Origin of the sequence: Massilia sp. MP_M2, assembly GCF_039123635.1 — a bacterium.
Taxonomy (GTDB): Bacteria; Pseudomonadota; Gammaproteobacteria; order Burkholderiales; family Burkholderiaceae_D; genus Telluria.
This window is the reverse complement of record NZ_JBCHJF010000003.1, coordinates 123,230-138,197: the sequence shown is the minus strand read 5'-3', so window position 1 is coordinate 138,197 and position 14,968 is coordinate 123,230. Positions and strand designations below refer to the sequence as shown.

Annotated in this window: 14 protein-coding genes; 12 read left to right on the top strand and 2 right to left on the bottom strand. The window is 66.2% G+C overall.

The annotated features are described in order from the left end of the window. Positions 1-114 precede the first annotated feature (114 nt). A complete protein-coding gene (locus RCH14_RS08355) occupies positions 115-1,338 on the top strand; it encodes an HD-GYP domain-containing protein (protein ID WP_343025676.1) in 1,224 nt (407 codons plus the stop codon). Between the two features lie 17 nt (positions 1,339-1,355). Here the strand turns inward: RCH14_RS08355 and RCH14_RS08350 are convergent, their stop codons facing one another. Beyond that, positions 1,356-2,390, bottom strand: coding sequence for a GGDEF domain-containing protein (locus tag RCH14_RS08350; RefSeq protein WP_343025675.1), 1,035 nt, complete (start codon positions 2,388-2,390; stop codon positions 1,356-1,358). A gap of 361 nt (positions 2,391-2,751) precedes the next feature. Here RCH14_RS08350 and RCH14_RS08345 point away from each other — a divergent pair, with 361 nt between their 5' ends. From RCH14_RS08345 to RCH14_RS08295, 11 genes are all read left to right on the top strand, one after another. Continuing rightward, entirely contained in the window at positions 2,752-2,946 is a 195-nt protein-coding gene (locus RCH14_RS08345; protein ID WP_343025674.1) for a Flp family type IVb pilin, read from the top strand. 58 nt (positions 2,947-3,004) lie between these two features. After that, a complete protein-coding gene (locus RCH14_RS08340) occupies positions 3,005-3,529 on the top strand; it encodes a prepilin peptidase (RefSeq protein WP_343025673.1) in 525 nt (174 codons plus the stop codon). 169 nt (positions 3,530-3,698) lie between these two features. After that, positions 3,699-5,015: an ATP-binding protein gene (locus RCH14_RS08335; RefSeq protein WP_343025672.1), complete on the top strand. Its 1,317-nt coding sequence runs from the start codon at positions 3,699-3,701 to the stop codon at positions 5,013-5,015. After that, on the top strand, positions 5,012-5,863 hold the full coding sequence (cpaB, locus tag RCH14_RS08330) for a Flp pilus assembly protein CpaB (RefSeq protein ID WP_343025671.1): 852 nt from the start codon (positions 5,012-5,014) through the stop codon (positions 5,861-5,863). Before RCH14_RS08335 ends, cpaB begins: the two co-directional genes overlap by 4 nt. A gap of 20 nt (positions 5,864-5,883) precedes the next feature. Next, on the top strand, positions 5,884-7,425 hold the full coding sequence (locus RCH14_RS08325; RefSeq protein WP_343025670.1) for a type II and III secretion system protein family protein: 1,542 nt from the start codon (positions 5,884-5,886) through the stop codon (positions 7,423-7,425). 9 nt (positions 7,426-7,434) lie between these two features. Next, positions 7,435-7,707: a hypothetical protein gene (locus RCH14_RS08320; protein ID WP_343025669.1), complete on the top strand. Its 273-nt coding sequence runs from the start codon at positions 7,435-7,437 to the stop codon at positions 7,705-7,707. A gap of 29 nt (positions 7,708-7,736) precedes the next feature. Beyond that, complete coding sequence (locus tag RCH14_RS08315; RefSeq protein ID WP_343025668.1) at positions 7,737-8,912, top strand: AAA family ATPase; 1,176 nt, start codon at positions 7,737-7,739, stop codon at positions 8,910-8,912. A 38-nt stretch (positions 8,913-8,950) separates the two neighbouring features. Beyond that, entirely contained in the window at positions 8,951-10,297 is a 1,347-nt protein-coding gene (locus tag RCH14_RS08310) for a CpaF family protein (protein WP_343025667.1), read from the top strand. Positions 10,298-10,307: 10 nt separating this feature from the next. Then, positions 10,308-11,288 (top strand): type II secretion system F family protein, encoded by a 981-nt coding sequence (locus tag RCH14_RS08305; RefSeq protein WP_343025666.1) that lies wholly within the window; start codon positions 10,308-10,310, stop codon positions 11,286-11,288. 7 nt (positions 11,289-11,295) lie between these two features. Further along, on the top strand, positions 11,296-12,240 hold the full coding sequence (locus tag RCH14_RS08300; protein WP_343025665.1) for a type II secretion system F family protein: 945 nt from the start codon (positions 11,296-11,298) through the stop codon (positions 12,238-12,240). A gap of 16 nt (positions 12,241-12,256) precedes the next feature. Beyond that, positions 12,257-13,135 carry a LytR C-terminal domain-containing protein gene (locus RCH14_RS08295; protein ID WP_343025664.1) on the top strand — a complete coding sequence of 293 codons (879 nt, stop codon included), beginning with the start codon at positions 12,257-12,259 and terminating at the stop codon, positions 13,133-13,135. Between the two features lie 5 nt (positions 13,136-13,140). Here RCH14_RS08295 and RCH14_RS08290 read toward each other — a convergent pair whose 3' ends face one another. Continuing rightward, positions 13,141-14,730, bottom strand: coding sequence for a family 16 glycosylhydrolase (locus RCH14_RS08290; RefSeq protein ID WP_343025663.1), 1,590 nt, complete (start codon positions 14,728-14,730; stop codon positions 13,141-13,143). Between the last annotated feature and the right edge of the window lie 238 nt (positions 14,731-14,968).

Below are 14,968 nucleotides of genomic sequence, written 5' to 3'. Positions count from 1 at the left end.
GTGTTATGCAGTTTACTAAAGATAACAATAAGTGATTAAATGCAATTATTTGGTACACTTCATGCATAGCGCGTGCGCACCGCTCGCGCTTTGTTGCCAGAGGGAAGACGTCAGATGTTGAAAAAAGTGGATGCGTCACAACTCAGGGTAGGCATGTTCATCAACGATCTCGATTGTGGCTGGATGGAGCATCCGTTCGTGCGCAGTCAGTTTCTGCTGACGTCCGAGACCGAAATCCGGAAGATTCTCGATGCGCGTATCCACGGCGTCGTGATCGATTGCAGCCGGGGCATGGATGTGGACGCGCCGACCCTGGCGCAGACACAGGCGGCCACCGAAGCCGAAGTGACGGCGCTGGCCGCCGGCGCAGGCACGGGCAGCCGGATCAAGGTTTCAGTGAGCGAAGAGTTACGCCGTGCTGCCACGGTGCGGCGCGAAGCAGTGGGCGTCGTGCGCACGGTGATGCAGGACGCGCGCCTGGGCAAGGCCGTCGAGTTCGACGCAGTCGGGCCCGTCGTGCAGAACATCACCGAATCGATCCTGCGCAATGCTGGCGCCTTGCTGGGCCTTTTGCAGATCAAGAACAAGGATGATTACACGTTCCTGCACTCGGTGAGCGTGTGCACGCTGCTGGTGGCATTCTGCCGCTCACGCAATCTGGATGACGAGCGCATCTACGAGGCCGGCATCGGCGGCCTGCTGCATGACACCGGCAAGGCGCTGGTGCCGGATGCGATTCTGCACAAGGTGGGACGCCTGACCGACGCCGAGTTCGAGATCATCAGGCGCCATCCGCGCGATGGCCACGACATCCTGCTGCGCACGCCCGGCATCGGCGCGATTCCACTCGACATCACGCTGCATCATCACGAGCGGTGCGACGGCAGCGGTTATCCGGACGCTCAGGCCGGGGGCGCGATCAGCGAACTGGCGCAAATGGCGGCCATCGTCGACGTGTACGACGCGATCACGTCGGAGCGCTGCTATCACAAGGGGATGCCGCCGGCTGAAGCGCTGCGCAAGCTGTATGAGTGGAGCAAATTTCACTTCGATCCCGCCCTGGTCCAGGCATTCATGCGCTGCGTCGGGATCTACCCGGTCGGCACGCTGGTGCTGCTGGAATCGGGCCGCCTGGGCGTGGTCGTCGAGCCGCACGAAACGAGCCTGCTGACGCCAAAGGTCAACGTGTTCTTCCATACCCGGGAGCAGCGTTACATCAAGCCCGAGACCGTCGATCTCTCACGGCCGCTGGGCTTTGGTGGCGGCGACCGGATCGTGCGTCACGAGTCGGCCGAGAAGTGGCAGGTCGAACCGCTGCGCTTCATGCAGGTGACCTGAACGCACACGACGCGTGCTCAGAAAAATTCGGCGGTGTCGTTGGTCGTGACGGTCTGGAGCAGGCCGCCATCGACCAGCGCTTCGTAATGGCAGACGCGGTTGCGGCCGTGGGCCTTGGCGAAATACAGCGCCTGGTCGGCGTTGCCAAGCGTGACGACCGGCGAATCGGCCGCTCTGACGCCCGTAAAGCCAATGCTGACGGTGACTTGTCCCACCTGCGGGAAATGATGGCTTTCGACATTGAGGCGAAAGCGCTCGATGATGCGGCGCGCGTTCTCGAGCGTCGTCGAGCGCAGCAGCACCACGAACTCTTCGCCGCCGAAGCGGAACACCCGGTCCTGGGTACGGAACGACGACTGCAGCAGGTTGGCGATCAGGATCAGGACCTCGTCCCCATACAGGTGGCCGAAGCGGTCGTTGACCGTCTTGAAGTGGTCGACATCGACCACGGCCAGCCACTGCGTCTCCGCCGCGTGCTGCTCGCGCCGCTCGGCCAGGCCAGGCATGACAGGGTCGACGTCCGTCGCATGCAGCATGCGCGCCAGCTGGTCGTCGAAGGTTTTGCGGTTGAGCAGCCCGGTGAGCGAATCGCGTTCGCTGTAGTCGAGCAGATTCTGAAAATTGCGGTACACGCTGACGATGCCGCTGACCATGTACAGCGCTTCCGGCGTGAATGGCGTGTCGTGCGCGATCTCGAGGCAGGTATCGGCCCGCTCGCCGAACCAGATCGGCAGCCACAGGCGGCGCAAGCCGTCGGCGCCCATGCCTTCGGCGCGCGTGGCGTGCTGGCGCAGGCATGCTTCGAGTTCAGGATAGGTGGCAAGCGGCTCACCGGGACCGCTGTCCTGCGGCTCTTCCGGGCAGGCCGCGCCGCCAGCAAGGATGTAGGCACGCAAACGCACGAACTGCTGGCCGCCAACGGTCGAAATGCCCAGTACGCGGGTCTGGTTCGCGCCCGATAATTCCTGGACCGCCGAGATCACCGAAATGTCCAGCATGGAGTGATCGCGGTGGCCGGTCAAGTCCACCATGTGTCGCAGCAGTGAATCCATGTCGTCGTTATCAGCCCAGCCAAAGCACGAAAAAAAAAGACCCTGCAAATGGCGTTGGATGACGCGCAATGGGGCCGGAAGTGCCGCATTTTTCAGCGACCGAGCAAAGTAGCATAATGCTTTTTTGTACTAGCGGCAACTATTCTCCACGATTTTTCTTCTGCTTTACCGGGGTCTGGCGGGTCAGCGCGTGAACCTTATTTTTCCTCAAGCAAAAATATTTCCATGTGGAAAACTGCGCATCCTCAAATTGCCATGAGGCACTAATGCCTATAGTCAACTTACTGGCATAAGTTTCATTGCAGGGGCGACCGGGCCCGGTCGCAGCCAGTATTTTCTTAACCACTAAAGGAGTTTTGTCATGAGCACGATTACCTCCGCCATCAAAGCCTTCATCGCAGACGAAAACGGTGTGACTGCCATCGAGTATGGCCTGATCGCTGCACTCATCGGCGTCGCAATGGCCACCGTGGCTGGCGAGGTCGGTACTGGTATCAAGGAAACGTTCGAGTACATCCAGGAGCAGTTGAGCGCCGCTCTCCCGGCCGCAGCGTAATCCGCGTGCCCCCCTGGTCGCAGTCCGGCCCCGGGGGGCATTTTTTCTGGAGCCGATCATGGATATCGCACCCTATCTGGACACGCTGCTGCTGCTGCTCGTTACGGCCGCCGCGATCAAGGACCTGGAAAGTCGGCGCATTCCCAATTTGCTGTTGCTCGCCGGCGTACTTGGCGCGCTGCTGCTGCACCTGCTGTCGCCCCAGCCAGTGACGGCGCTGCTATCCGCATTGGGCGGCTGCGCGACCGGCCTGGTCGTGCTGCTGCCGTTCTATCTGCTGCGCGGCATGGCCGCCGGCGACGTCAAGATGATGGCCGCCGTGGGTGTCTTCACCGGTGCAGGCGACGTGCTGCGCATCGCGATCCTGGCCTGGTGCGCAGGCGGGGTGATGGTGCTGGTTTTTCTGATCGTCAAAGGGCGGCTGCGGCTGGCCCTGGCCAATCTGTGGGCCATGTTGCTGCCCATCCTGCTGCGCTTGCAGCGCTTGCCGAGCCCAGCTTCCGGTGGTAGCCCCAGCGCCGGATCGATTCCGTATGGCGTGGCCATTGCAGCGGGGACGATCGTGCATCTGGTCAGCCGCTAAGGCGGCCCGCACCTTGCCTGACCGCCGGGTCCGCCCTTGTCAGGCATCAAGTGCCTCAAATAGATGCTCGTTAGAATCAATTGAGATTTTCCCAGAACCAACTTCAGCAGCGGGAGACGTCATGATCGGAGTGTTATCAGCCGCCGCGCCGACAGGACCGGATGCATCAATGCCCCTGTCCGCGCCGGGTCTTGACGCAGATGGCAAGGTCGCCACGGTGCTGCCGCGCCAGCCGCGCACGGTGCGCGATACGGGGCTCGATGTGCGCCTGGTGACAGCACTCGTGATCAAGACCCTGCATGCCGACGGCAAGACGCCGCTGTCCAGGTTGACCGGGCGCCTGCTGCTGTCGGTCAGCGTGCTGCGCGAAGTGCTGCAGGCGCTGGTGGGTGCGCAGCAGGCCGAGGTGGCGTATTCGGGCGACAGCGACCTCGATGTGCATTATCAGTTGACCGCCCTGGGCCAGCGCGCGGCTGCCGAACACCTGGCCGAATCGCGCTATGTCGGCCCGGCGCCGGTCACGCTGGCCGCATGGCGCGCCGTGGTCACGCGCCAGTCGCAGCGCCAGCCGGATGCAGCGCGCGTCACGCGTACCGAGCTCGATGCAGTGCTCGATGGCGACGGTCTGGCGCCGGCCATTCGGGAGCAGATCGGTGCCGCCCTGTATTCGGGCCGCCCGCTGCTGCTGTACGGTCCGTCCGGCAGCGGCAAGACGACACTGGCGTGCAAGCTGGCGCGCCTGCGCCAGGATCCGATCGCGGTGCCGTATGCAGTGCTGGTCAACCACGAAATCATCGGGCTGCACGACCTGGCGCTGCATCCTCTTCCGCTGCACGTGCGCGCGCTGGAAGAGCGCCGTAGCGGCGATGCACGCTGGGCCCTGAGCCAGCGTCCGCTGGTGCACGTGGGTCCCGAGCTGGCGCGCGACATGCTGGAGCTGCGCAGTGACCTGGGCAGTGGCGTACTGCACGCACCGCCCCACATCCTGGCCAACAACGGCTTGCTGGTGGTGGACGATGTGGGGCGCCAGCGCGTGCCGCCGGGCGAGCTGCTGCACCGCTGGCTCGGCGCGCTGGAAGCGGGCCACGACCACCTCTCGGTGCCGGGCGGCGCCACGCACGTTTTGCCGTTCGATGTGAGCCTGGTGCTGGTCACCAGCCTGGCGCCGGAGTCGGTGCTCGACGACGCCTGCCTGCGCCGCATCGGCTACCGGATTCCGGTCGGACCGCTGTCGGAGCATAGTTATCGCACACTGCTGCGGCGTCAGGCGCGGCTGCGCCGGATCGATCTCGATGACAGCGCGATCGCGTTCCTGATCGATCACCTGCACCGCCGTACCGGGCGCGCGCTGCTGGCTGCCTATCCGCACGAACTGCTGGGTCGGATCGCCGACTTCGCCGGCTTCACCGGCCAGGCGCCGTGCTGCGACGTGGATGGCCTGACCCGCGCCTGGTACAGCCTGTTCGGCGAAGGGGATGCACCATGAAAAACCAGCGAGCCGTGATCATGATGGCGCTGGCCGTGGTGCTTGGCCTGCTGGCCGTGGCGCTCGCCGCGCGCTGGCTGCTCAATGCCCCGGTGCCCACTGCCGGCAAGATCGTTGTCGCGAACAGCGACATCGACATCGGCCAGCGTCTGAAGCCGACGCTGTTTGCGGTGGTGGATTGGCCAACTGCCAGCGTGCCCAAAGGCGCGTTCACCGACACCCAGCCGCTGAACGGCCGGGTCCTGCGCAGCAGCCTGCTCGCCGGCGAACCGGTCAGCGAAGCCAAGCTGGCCCCGGCCGGCACGCTGGGCGGCTTGTCGGCCCTGATCACCGAAGGCAAGCGCGCCATCACGGTGCGCGTCAATGACGTGATCGGCGTGGCCGGCTTCGCCCTGCCGGGTAACTATGTCGACATCATTGTCAGCACCGAGACGGTGCCCGATCCGAATGCGCCAGAGGCCCGTGCGCGCAGCATCTCGAAGATCGTCCTCGAGCGCATCCTGGTGCTGGCGGTGGCCCAGGAAGTGGGCCGCGACGAGACCAAGCCCAAGGTCGTCAATGCCGTCACGCTCGAAGTCACGCCCGAACAGGCCGAAAAGCTGGACCTGGCGCGCAGCGTCGGCACGCTGTCGCTGGCGCTGCGCAACCAGATCGATCCCGCGGCCACCGCCACCACCGGCGCCACCAAAGAGAACCTGCTGCCGGCGCCGCCCGCGGCGCCGGTCGTGCAGCGCGCAGCGCTACCACCACGGCCGCGGGTGCAGCAGGTGAGGGCGCCGCTGCCAGCACAGCACCGGGACTGCATCAGTGTCATCAACGGCCTGCACGCCTCGCAGGAATGCTTCTGATGTCTTCGACTGGACCGATCATGCACCGACATCCCACGATCGCACTGCGTGCCTGCCTGGCGGCCATGCTGACAGGTATGAGCGCCCTGGCCCTGGCGGCTCCGGTCGTCCAGAAAACCGCAGCGCCCGTCACGGCAGTGCGGCCTGACCTGCGCCTGGATGCCGGCTGCCAGGGCGACGCGGCGCGTCCTGCCGCCATGGCGCTCCAGATGGGCAAGTCCACCATGCTGCGCCTGCCGGAAGCGGTGCGCCGGCGCAGCGTCGGCAACCCGGCCATCGTGCAGGCGATGCTGGTCGCGCCGGACACGCTGTACATCGCCGCCGTCGACGTCGGCACCACCAATATGATCGTGCAGGGCCGCAGCGGCTTGTGCAGCGTGATCGATATCACGGTCGCGATGGACCCGGGCAGCTTGCAGGCCATGCTGGGCGCGGCCATGCCGCACGAGAAGGATATCCGGGTGCTGGCCGCCAATGACACGCTGGTGCTGACCGGTACCGTCAGCGACGCTGCCGCGGTCAGCCGCGCCGTGGAACTGGCTGGCGCCTATGTACGCCGCCCGCTGCGCCAATTGCCGGCGGCCGACAAGGACAACGCGACCGACGGCGTGATCCTGGTCGGCAATGGCAGCGGCGGCGGCAGCGGCGGCGCTGCCGGAGCCGGCGGCGCCAGCGCCCGCGTGATCAACCTGCTGGCGGTCAGCGCGCCCCAGCAGGTGCAGCTCGAGGTCAAGGTGGCCGAAGTCGCGCGCACCCTGCTCGAGCGGCTTGAAACCGGGGTACGCCTGAGCTTCGGGGCCGGTAGCTGGACCACCACGCTGGCCACCGATTTTCTCAGTGGCCTGGCGCGCGGTGGCCTGGCCGGCCTGAAAACCAACGGCAACCGTTTCGGCATCGACGCCGACAAGCTCGATGGCCTGGTGCGCATCCTGGCCGAACCGAACGTGCTGGCGATCAGCGGCCAGGAAGGCGCGTTTCTGGCCGGTGGCAAGTTTTTCATCCCGGTGGCGCAAGACAATAACAAGGTGACGCTGGAAGAAAAGGAATTCGGCGTCGGCCTGCGTTTCACGCCGACCGTGCTGGGCGGGGGACTCATCAACCTGAAGGTCGCGCCCGAAGTGTCGGAGCTCTCGCGCGAAGGGATCGGCATCAGCGCCGCCGGCATTGCGGGCACCGCGATCATGCCGCTGTTGACCACGCGCCGCGCCAGCACCACGGTGCAGCTGCACGATGGCCAGAGCTTTGCCATCGGTGGCCTGGTGCGCAACAACCTGGTCGCCAACCTGAAAGGCTTGCCGGGACTGGGCGACGTGCCGGTGCTGGGCGCGCTGTTTCGCAGCACCGATTTCCAGCAGGAGCGCACCGAACTGGTCTTCGTGATCACGGCGCGCCTGGTCAAGCCGCTGCCGGCCGGCAGCCTGAGTCTGCCGACCGACCGTTTCACCGCGCCGTCGCGCGCCGGCGTGCTGCTTGGCGGGCGCCTGGAAGGGGCGCCCGTCGTTGGCACGGCGCCTGTCCCACCCGCACCGGCGCAAGCTGCCGGCGGCCCCGAACCGGAATAGGAGAGCAGGATGGCATCCACATTCACACGTTGGGCGGCGCTGGCGCTGCTTGCCTGCGGCGCGCAGGGCTGCATCTCGACCACGCCGCAATGGGACAGCCAATTCGGCGCGGCGACCCGCGCCAACCTGGCCGCGCAGACAATCGACCCGGCCGCGGGCGCCAACCGCAACCCCGCCGCCGGGCTCGATGGCCGGGCAGCGCGCGCGGCCGTCGACAACTACGAGCGCTCGTTCGCGCACCCGGGCACCGGCCAGCCGGCGCCCATGATCCGTTCGCAATAAGCGCGCGGCCCTACCTTACCGAGGACTTCATGAGAGCGCTCCTGATCAGCCGGGACAGTCACCTGTACGCGGAACTGGCCGCCCAGGGCGCCGCGCGGGTGCCGCCCCTGCATCTTGGCGCGACCCGCGCCGGCCTGCGCGAAGCGCTCGACCGGCCCGATCCCGACGCGCCGCAGCTCGTGATCGTGGATGCCAGCAACCTCGAACCGTCCGAGGCCAACCTGCTCGAGCGCCTGGGCCGCCAGTATCCGACGGCGCAACTGATGCTGTTGACCACCCAGCACCAGCCCGACCTGTTGATCACCGCGATGCGCGCCGGCGTGCGCGAGCTGCTGCAGCTGCCGCTGGTGCACCGCGCCTTTCACGAAGCGATGGACCGGATCGCGAGCGCCGCCGGTATGTCGACCATGCGCGACGGGAAGGTGCTGGCATTCATCGCCTGCAAGGGCGGCAGCGGCGCCACCTTCATCTCGACCAATTTTGGCTACGCCCTCGCCACGCTGGCGGGCAAGAAGGTGCTGCTGATCGACTTGCACGGCCAGTTCGGCGACGCTGCCTTGTACGTGTCGGACCAGAAACCGGCCATGACGATGTCGGACGTGTGCGCCCAGATCGCGCGCATCGACGGGCCGTTTCTCGAATCGTGCCTGGTGCACGTCACGCCGGGCTTCGGCGTGCTGGCGGCGGCCGACGATCCGGCCCACGAACGGCAGGCCAAGCCCGAACACATCGACACCATCCTGCGCGTGGCGCGCCAGCACTACGACTACGTGCTGCTCGACGTCGGGCGCCAGATCGATGCGGTGTCGCTGCGCGCGCTGGACGTGACCGACACGATTTACCCCTTGCTGCAACTGGCGCTGCCCGACATCCGCGATGCGCGCCGCCTGCTCGACATCTTCCGCTCGCTTGGCTACGTGCTCGATAACATCCGCCTGATCGTCAACCGCTACGAAAAGGGCGGCAAGCTGCGCCTGCAAGACCTGCATGCGGCGCTGGGCTGCGAAGTGGTGCACACCTTCCCCAACGACTACATCGCGGTCACCGATTCGGTGAACCAGGGCGTGCCGGTGCTGCAGTTGTCGCGCTCGAGCGCCGCCGCGCGCAGCCTGGCTGACCTGGTCGAACTGGTGACCGCGCAGCGGATCCACGAGAGCCGTGGCCTGCTGGGGCGCCTGTTCGGGCGCCAGGCTCACGACGACTGACTCATTTCCCCCGCTTGAACCACGCTCTGGAGCCATCGATGTCCCTTCGCGAACACCTTGCGCTGTCCGACCCCGAGCGCCCGAGCGGCGTCGAATCGCACGACGCTCCCAACCAGGCCTACCAGGAGCTCAAGAAGCTGATGCACCAGCTGATCCTCGACCGGATCGACCTGGAGCGCCTGAAACGCCTGACCGCCGAACAGTTCAAGCACGAGCTGGCGCTGCTGGTCCAGCGCATCATCGAGGACGAACGCATCGTGCTGAACCAGCACGAGCGCCACCACCTGGTGCTCGACATCCAGCACGAGATGCTGGGCTTCGGCCCGCTCGAGCCGCTGCTGGCCGATCCGACGATCTCGGACATCCTCGTCAATACCGCTAGCAAGGTCTGGGTCGAGCGACGCGGCAAGCTCGAACTGACCGACGTCACCTTCCACGACAATGCCCACTTGATGAAGATCATCGAGAAGATCGTCTCGCGCGTGGGGCGCCGGGTCGACGAATCGAGCCCGATGGTCGATGCGCGCCTGCCGGACGGCTCGCGCGTAAACGCCATCATCCCGCCGCTGGCCGTCGACGGGCCGATCCTGTCGATCCGCCGCTTCGGCGGCAGCCCGCTGACGGTGCAGAACCTGCTCGAATACAAAAGCATGGCGCCGCCGATGATCCGGGTGATCGAAAGCCTGGGTACGGCCAAGGTCAACATCCTGATCTCGGGCGGCACCGGTAGCGGCAAGACCACCTTGCTCAATCTGATCTCGGGGTTCATTCCCGCCAGCGAACGCGTCGTGACGATCGAAGACGCAGCAGAGCTGCAACTGCGCCAGCCGCACGTCGTGCGCCTTGAAACGCGTCCACCGAATATCGAGGACAAGGGCGAAGTCACGCAGCGCGCGCTGGTGCGCAACGCGCTGCGCATGCGGCCCGACCGCATCATCCTGGGCGAGGTGCGCGGCGCCGAGGCACTCGACATGCTGCAGGCGATGAACACGGGCCACGAAGGCTCGCTCGCCACGATCCACTCGAACACGCCGCGCGATGCGCTCTCGCGCCTGGAAAACATGGTCAGCATGGCCGCCGTGAACCTGACGCCGCGCGCGATCCGCCAGCAGATCGTCTCGGCGGTGACGGTGGTGCTGCAGGTCTCGCGCCTGACCGATGGCACGCGCAAGCTGGTGAGCATGCAGGAGATCACCGGCATGGAGGGCGAGGTCATCTCGATGCAGGAGATCTTCTTCTTCGAACAGCGCGGCGTCGATCCGCAGGGCAGGGTGCTCGGCCACTTCAGCGCCACCGGCGTGCGGCCGCGCTTTGCCGACCGCCTCAAGCTGTTCGGGGTCCCGGTGCCGGACGACGCGTTCGATCCCGACCGCGTGTTTGATTGAAGGATCGGTCATGGACATCCTGTTCTACGGTTTCGTGGTGGTGCTGTTCGCCGCCGTCATCCTGGCGGTCGAAGGCTTCTACCTGTGGTGGATGAGTACGCGCGGCGCGGCGGCGCGCCGCATTGCACGCCGCCTGCAGGTCATGTCCGGCGGCGCACAGACACGCTCGGGTGAACGCATCTCGATCCTCAAGCAGCGCCCCTACAGCCACCGGCCTGCACTGGACCGGCTGCTGCACCGGGCGGCCCTGGCCCAGCGCATCGACGCGCTGCTGGTGCAGGCCGGGGCACCCTGGACCGTCAGTCACTTCATTGGCGCCACCTTCGGCTGCGTGATCACGGTCCTGGTAGCGTGCACCGTCTGGACGTTGCCGCTGCCGGCGCGCCTGGCGCTGTGCCTGGCCAGCCTGAGCCTGCCCTGGTGGCTGCTGCAGCGCATGCGCAGGCGGCGCCTGATCCGCATCGAGCACCAGCTGCCAGAGGCGGCGGACTTCATCGCGCGCGCACTGCGCGCCGGACATTCGTTCATCAACGTGCTGCAGATCGTCGGCAATGAAATGCCCGAGCCGCTGGCCGGCGAATTTCGCACCGCGCGCGAAGAGATCAATTACGGTGTACCGATGAACGAAGCGTTGCACGGTCTGGCCGCGCGCATCCCGCTGACCGACCTGCGCTACCTGGTCATCGCGGTACTGATCCAGCGCGATTCGGGCGGCAACCTGGCCGAAATCCTCGGCAATATCAGCGGCATCATCCGCGCCCGGCTGAAACTCGTGGCCCAAGTGCGGGTGCTGTCGGCCGAAGGGCGCATGTCGGCGTGGATCCTGGGCCTGCTGCCCTTTGGCGTGATGGGCGTGATGACGCTGAGCAGCCCGCATTACGTCAGCATGCTGTGGACCGACGCGAGCGGCCAGCGGCTGCTGTGGTACGGGCTGGGCATGATCATCTTTGGCGTGCTGTGGCTGCGCCAGACCATCCGCATCCGCGTGTGAGGCCGCGATGAATACCATGCAACTGTTATTTTTGCTGGTTGTTTTCGTCGTCGTCTGCGCGCTGTGCTGGGTCGCACTGGCCCTGTTTGCGCCGGTCGCCCTGCGCGAGCGCCTGCGCCGTCTTCTCGGCCAGCGCGCGGTGTTGGGCGTCGGCGAGGCGCCGCGCCTGCGCTGGATCGAGCGTGTCGCCAGCGTTGCCCGGCCGCTTACCCGCCTGTCGATCCCCGAAGAAGGCTGGGAAAAATCGACACTGCGCACCCGCTTCATGAACGCCGGCTGGCGCAATCCGGCGGCGCCGACGCTGTACTTCGCGGCCAAGACCGCGCTGGCGCTGCTGGCCCCTGCCGTATTGGCGCCCGTGATGCTGTTGCGGGGAGATACGTCGGGCCGCATGGTGCTGATGATCCTGCTGTGCGGGGCTGCGCTCGGCTACTACCTGCCCAACGCCGTGCTGGCGCGCCGCGTCAAGCGGCGCCGGCGCGAGATCTTCGAGACGATTCCCGATGCGCTCGACCTGTTGACGGTGTGCGTCGAGGCGGGCCTGAGCCTGGAGCGCGCATTGGTCAAGGTGGCCGCCGAAATCCATATCAAGAGCGTGGTGCTGGCGCACGAGATGCAGATCGTGCTGATGGAAATGCGCGCCGGCTTCAGCAAGGAAAAGGCGTTGCGCAACTTCGCGCTGCGCTCTGGCGTCGACGATGTCGATACCCTCGTCGCCATGCTGATCCAGTCCGAACGCTTTGGCACCAGCGTGGGTGATGCACTGCGCGTGTATGCGGACAACCTGCGCCACAAGCGGCGCATGATCGCCGAAGAATGCGCCGCGCGTATTGGTCTCAAGCTCCTGTTCCCGCTGATCTTCTGCATTTTCCCGACGCTGATGATGGTCCTGCTGGGACCGGCGGCGATCCAGATTTCCCGTGCCATGAGCGCGCTGGCCAGCGCGCGCTGAACCCAAGGAGTTTGCCATGCGCCCGACCATCCTTCGTAGCGTCCGATTGACCCGCCTGGCATGGCTGTGCGCCGCCCTCGTGGCATGCGCGCCGCTTCAGGTCCCAGTCAGCGTGGAGCCAGGGGCGGACGCCGCCTGGCGCGACCTGAACACAGTGCTGCCAGCCGATGCGGGCCCCGACGCCGCCCAGAAGTTCGTCAATCTTGGCAGCGCATATCTGCGCAATGGCGATTACGATGCTGCCCGCGCAGTGCTGGAACGGGCCTGCCTGCTCGACCCGCTGGTGGCAGAGTCATGGCAGTTGCTGGGCGAGGCGCTGGCCGCGCTCGGGCAGGGCGCGCGCGCGCAGCAGATGCTGCGCCAGGCTGCGTCGCTGCGCCAGCACGACTTGCGCGCCGACTTCGCTGCAACCGGTGGCCAGACCGGCGTCGTCGCGCTCGGCCAGGCGATGGAAACGCCGCAGCCCGGCTGGGCCCAGGCGCAGATCCACGTCGGCGTCGACGGCATGATGGAACTGCGCCGCATACCGGCAAGCGCGCCTGTTGTGCAGCCGCTGTCACTGCCTCCGGCCGTAGCGCGTCTCGAAATCAGCAATGGCAATGGCGTGACCGGCATGGCGCGCGCGCTGGCGCGCCGGATCGACGCACCTGGCCTGCGGGTCACGCGCCTGTCGAATCAGCCTGGCTTTGCGGTGCGCCACACACGCGTCGAATACGATGCGGCGCATTTTGGAGCCGCCCGGCGCCTGGCGCAGCGTGTGGGCAGCGTGCACCTGCAGGAAGTCGAACGCAGCGCGCCGGCCAACCTGCGCCTGGTGCTGGGCCGCGATCTCGCGCACTACGGCGCCGCGCTGCCCCTGGGCGCCGGTGAGACGGACTTACTGTCGCTGCGCTGAACCGGTCACGGCGCCGGTGCAGGTGCAGCCTCCTTGCGATAGACCCGCACATAATCGACCAGCATCCGGCGCGGGAACATGGTCGTGCTGTCCGGGTAACCGGGCCAGTAGCCGCCGACGGCCAGGTTCAGCAGCACGAAGAACGGGTGCTCGAATACCCAGTCTCCTTTTACCAGGGCCGGCGTGGCAGTGTGATAGTGCACACCGTCGCGGTACCAGCGGATCGCCTGCGGTTCCCACTCGACGGCGAACACGTGGAAGTCGTCGCCATAGTCGGCGCCGTCCAGCGCGATCGGTTTGCTGAACGCGTGCTCGCCCGAATAGCCCGGCCCGTGCAGCGTGCCGTACGCAGTGCGCGGCTCCTTGCCGATGATTTCCATGATGTCGATCTCGCCGCTCTGCGGCCAGCCAACCTTGCCGATGTCCGCGCCCAGCATCCAGAACGCCGGCCAGATACCCTGGCCCTTCGGCACCTTGATGCGCGCTTCAAAACGTCCGTACTGCGTCTCTTTCAGGCCGGCGGTCTTGAGCCGCGCCGACGTATAGTCCTTGCCTTCGTAGCGTTCCTGGCGCGCCTCGATGACCAGGTGGCCGTCCTCCACCCGCACGTTCTCGGGGCGCGCCGTGTAGAACTGCATTTCGTTGTTGCCCCAGCCATGCCCGCCCGTTTCCAGCGTCCAGATCGTGCGATCGAGTGCAGTGCCGTTGAATTCATCGTGCCAGGCCAGCGTCCAGCCGGGCAGGCGCGCCTGCTCTTGCCTGACGTGCTGCATGATGCTCACGAACGTGTCGGTCCAGACCACGTCACGGTGCGCGGCCAGGTAACGCACCAATTCTTCATGCGCCTGTGTCGACACGCTCAGATGGTCGCCCCCGATGCCGTGAAAGGTGAAGGCGACCATGGTGCCGCGCGCGACGGCTTGCTCCACCAGCGCGATCAGTTCTGCGCCGCTGGCGCCCACCGGGCCGACCGACGCAAGCTGGTACGGATCGACCGCCGCCATCGAGGCCGGCACGCCTGGCCCGTTGCCCGCCTTGATCGCGACGAACGCCGGGCGCAGTGCCGGCAGGTAGTCGCCGTCCAGCGCCTGCACGTCGCCGCAGGGCGCGGTGTAGGTGCGCTCGCGCCGGCCGTCGATCGCCTCGAGCATCGTGTTGGCCAGCAGGACCTGGTCGACCATCTGTGCGCGGCTGGTGGTGGCGAGGTCGCGATGCGCGGCGACCCAGGTGCGGTCTTGGCCCTTGCCCGAGCACTGGTGGAACAGGCTGTGGTTGCCCAGTTCATGACCACGGGATGCGGCCGCGCGCCACGCCGGCAGGCGCGCCGCTACCGGCGGACTCGATAGCTGCAGGTAGAAGGTGCCCTTGATGCCATAGCGGTCCAGCGCCGGCAGTGCGTTATCGAGCTGCGAGTCGAGCGCGTCGTCGTAAGCGAGGCTGACCGCGGCGCGCGCGCCGCCCGGCCAGGCAAATGTGGGCGCCGGCGCAGCAGCATGCGCAGTACTGGTGACGGTGACACAGACAGCGGCAAGCAGGGTGCTGCGGGCGATGCCGCGGGGGACGCTGCGCGCGAGGCGGGCCAGAAAATGGTGCATGCATGCTCCAATTTGGAAACGTTACCAAAACGTTAAGGCGACGATAGCCTGTCGAACCGATCCCGTCAATGCGGGACGCGCGCCCATGCCCCGTCATCCGTGAGGGCTGCTTGACGTGCCGGACGCACCAAAGTGTTGCGAAACTACGTCACACCCGTTGATGAGGTAACGGAATATTCCGTTGACAATTTATTTTCATAACTCTAAGATTCAGCTCACTGCATGGAAACGTTTCCAT

Bases quoted from the DNA above. Each gene is read 5' to 3' on its own strand.
- RCH14_RS08355 (WP_343025676.1), top strand. From the start codon at position 115: ATGTTGAAAAAAGTGGATGCGTCACAACTCAGGGTAGGCATGTTCATC.
- RCH14_RS08350 (WP_343025675.1), bottom strand. From the start codon at position 2,390: ATGGATTCACTGCTGCGACACATGGTGGACTTGACCGGCCACCGCGAT.
- RCH14_RS08345 (WP_343025674.1), top strand. From the start codon at position 2,752: ATGAGCACGATTACCTCCGCCATCAAAGCCTTCATCGCAGACGAAAAC.
- RCH14_RS08340 (WP_343025673.1), top strand. From the start codon at position 3,005: ATGGATATCGCACCCTATCTGGACACGCTGCTGCTGCTGCTCGTTACG.
- RCH14_RS08335 (WP_343025672.1), top strand. From the start codon at position 3,699: ATGCCCCTGTCCGCGCCGGGTCTTGACGCAGATGGCAAGGTCGCCACG.
- cpaB (WP_343025671.1), top strand. From the start codon at position 5,012: ATGAAAAACCAGCGAGCCGTGATCATGATGGCGCTGGCCGTGGTGCTT.
- RCH14_RS08325 (WP_343025670.1), top strand. From the start codon at position 5,884: ATGCACCGACATCCCACGATCGCACTGCGTGCCTGCCTGGCGGCCATG.
- RCH14_RS08320 (WP_343025669.1), top strand. From the start codon at position 7,435: ATGGCATCCACATTCACACGTTGGGCGGCGCTGGCGCTGCTTGCCTGC.
- RCH14_RS08315 (WP_343025668.1), top strand. From the start codon at position 7,737: ATGAGAGCGCTCCTGATCAGCCGGGACAGTCACCTGTACGCGGAACTG.
- RCH14_RS08310 (WP_343025667.1), top strand. From the start codon at position 8,951: ATGTCCCTTCGCGAACACCTTGCGCTGTCCGACCCCGAGCGCCCGAGC.
- RCH14_RS08305 (WP_343025666.1), top strand. From the start codon at position 10,308: ATGGACATCCTGTTCTACGGTTTCGTGGTGGTGCTGTTCGCCGCCGTC.
- RCH14_RS08300 (WP_343025665.1), top strand. From the start codon at position 11,296: ATGAATACCATGCAACTGTTATTTTTGCTGGTTGTTTTCGTCGTCGTC.
- RCH14_RS08295 (WP_343025664.1), top strand. From the start codon at position 12,257: ATGCGCCCGACCATCCTTCGTAGCGTCCGATTGACCCGCCTGGCATGG.
- RCH14_RS08290 (WP_343025663.1), bottom strand. From the start codon at position 14,730: ATGCACCATTTTCTGGCCCGCCTCGCGCGCAGCGTCCCCCGCGGCATC.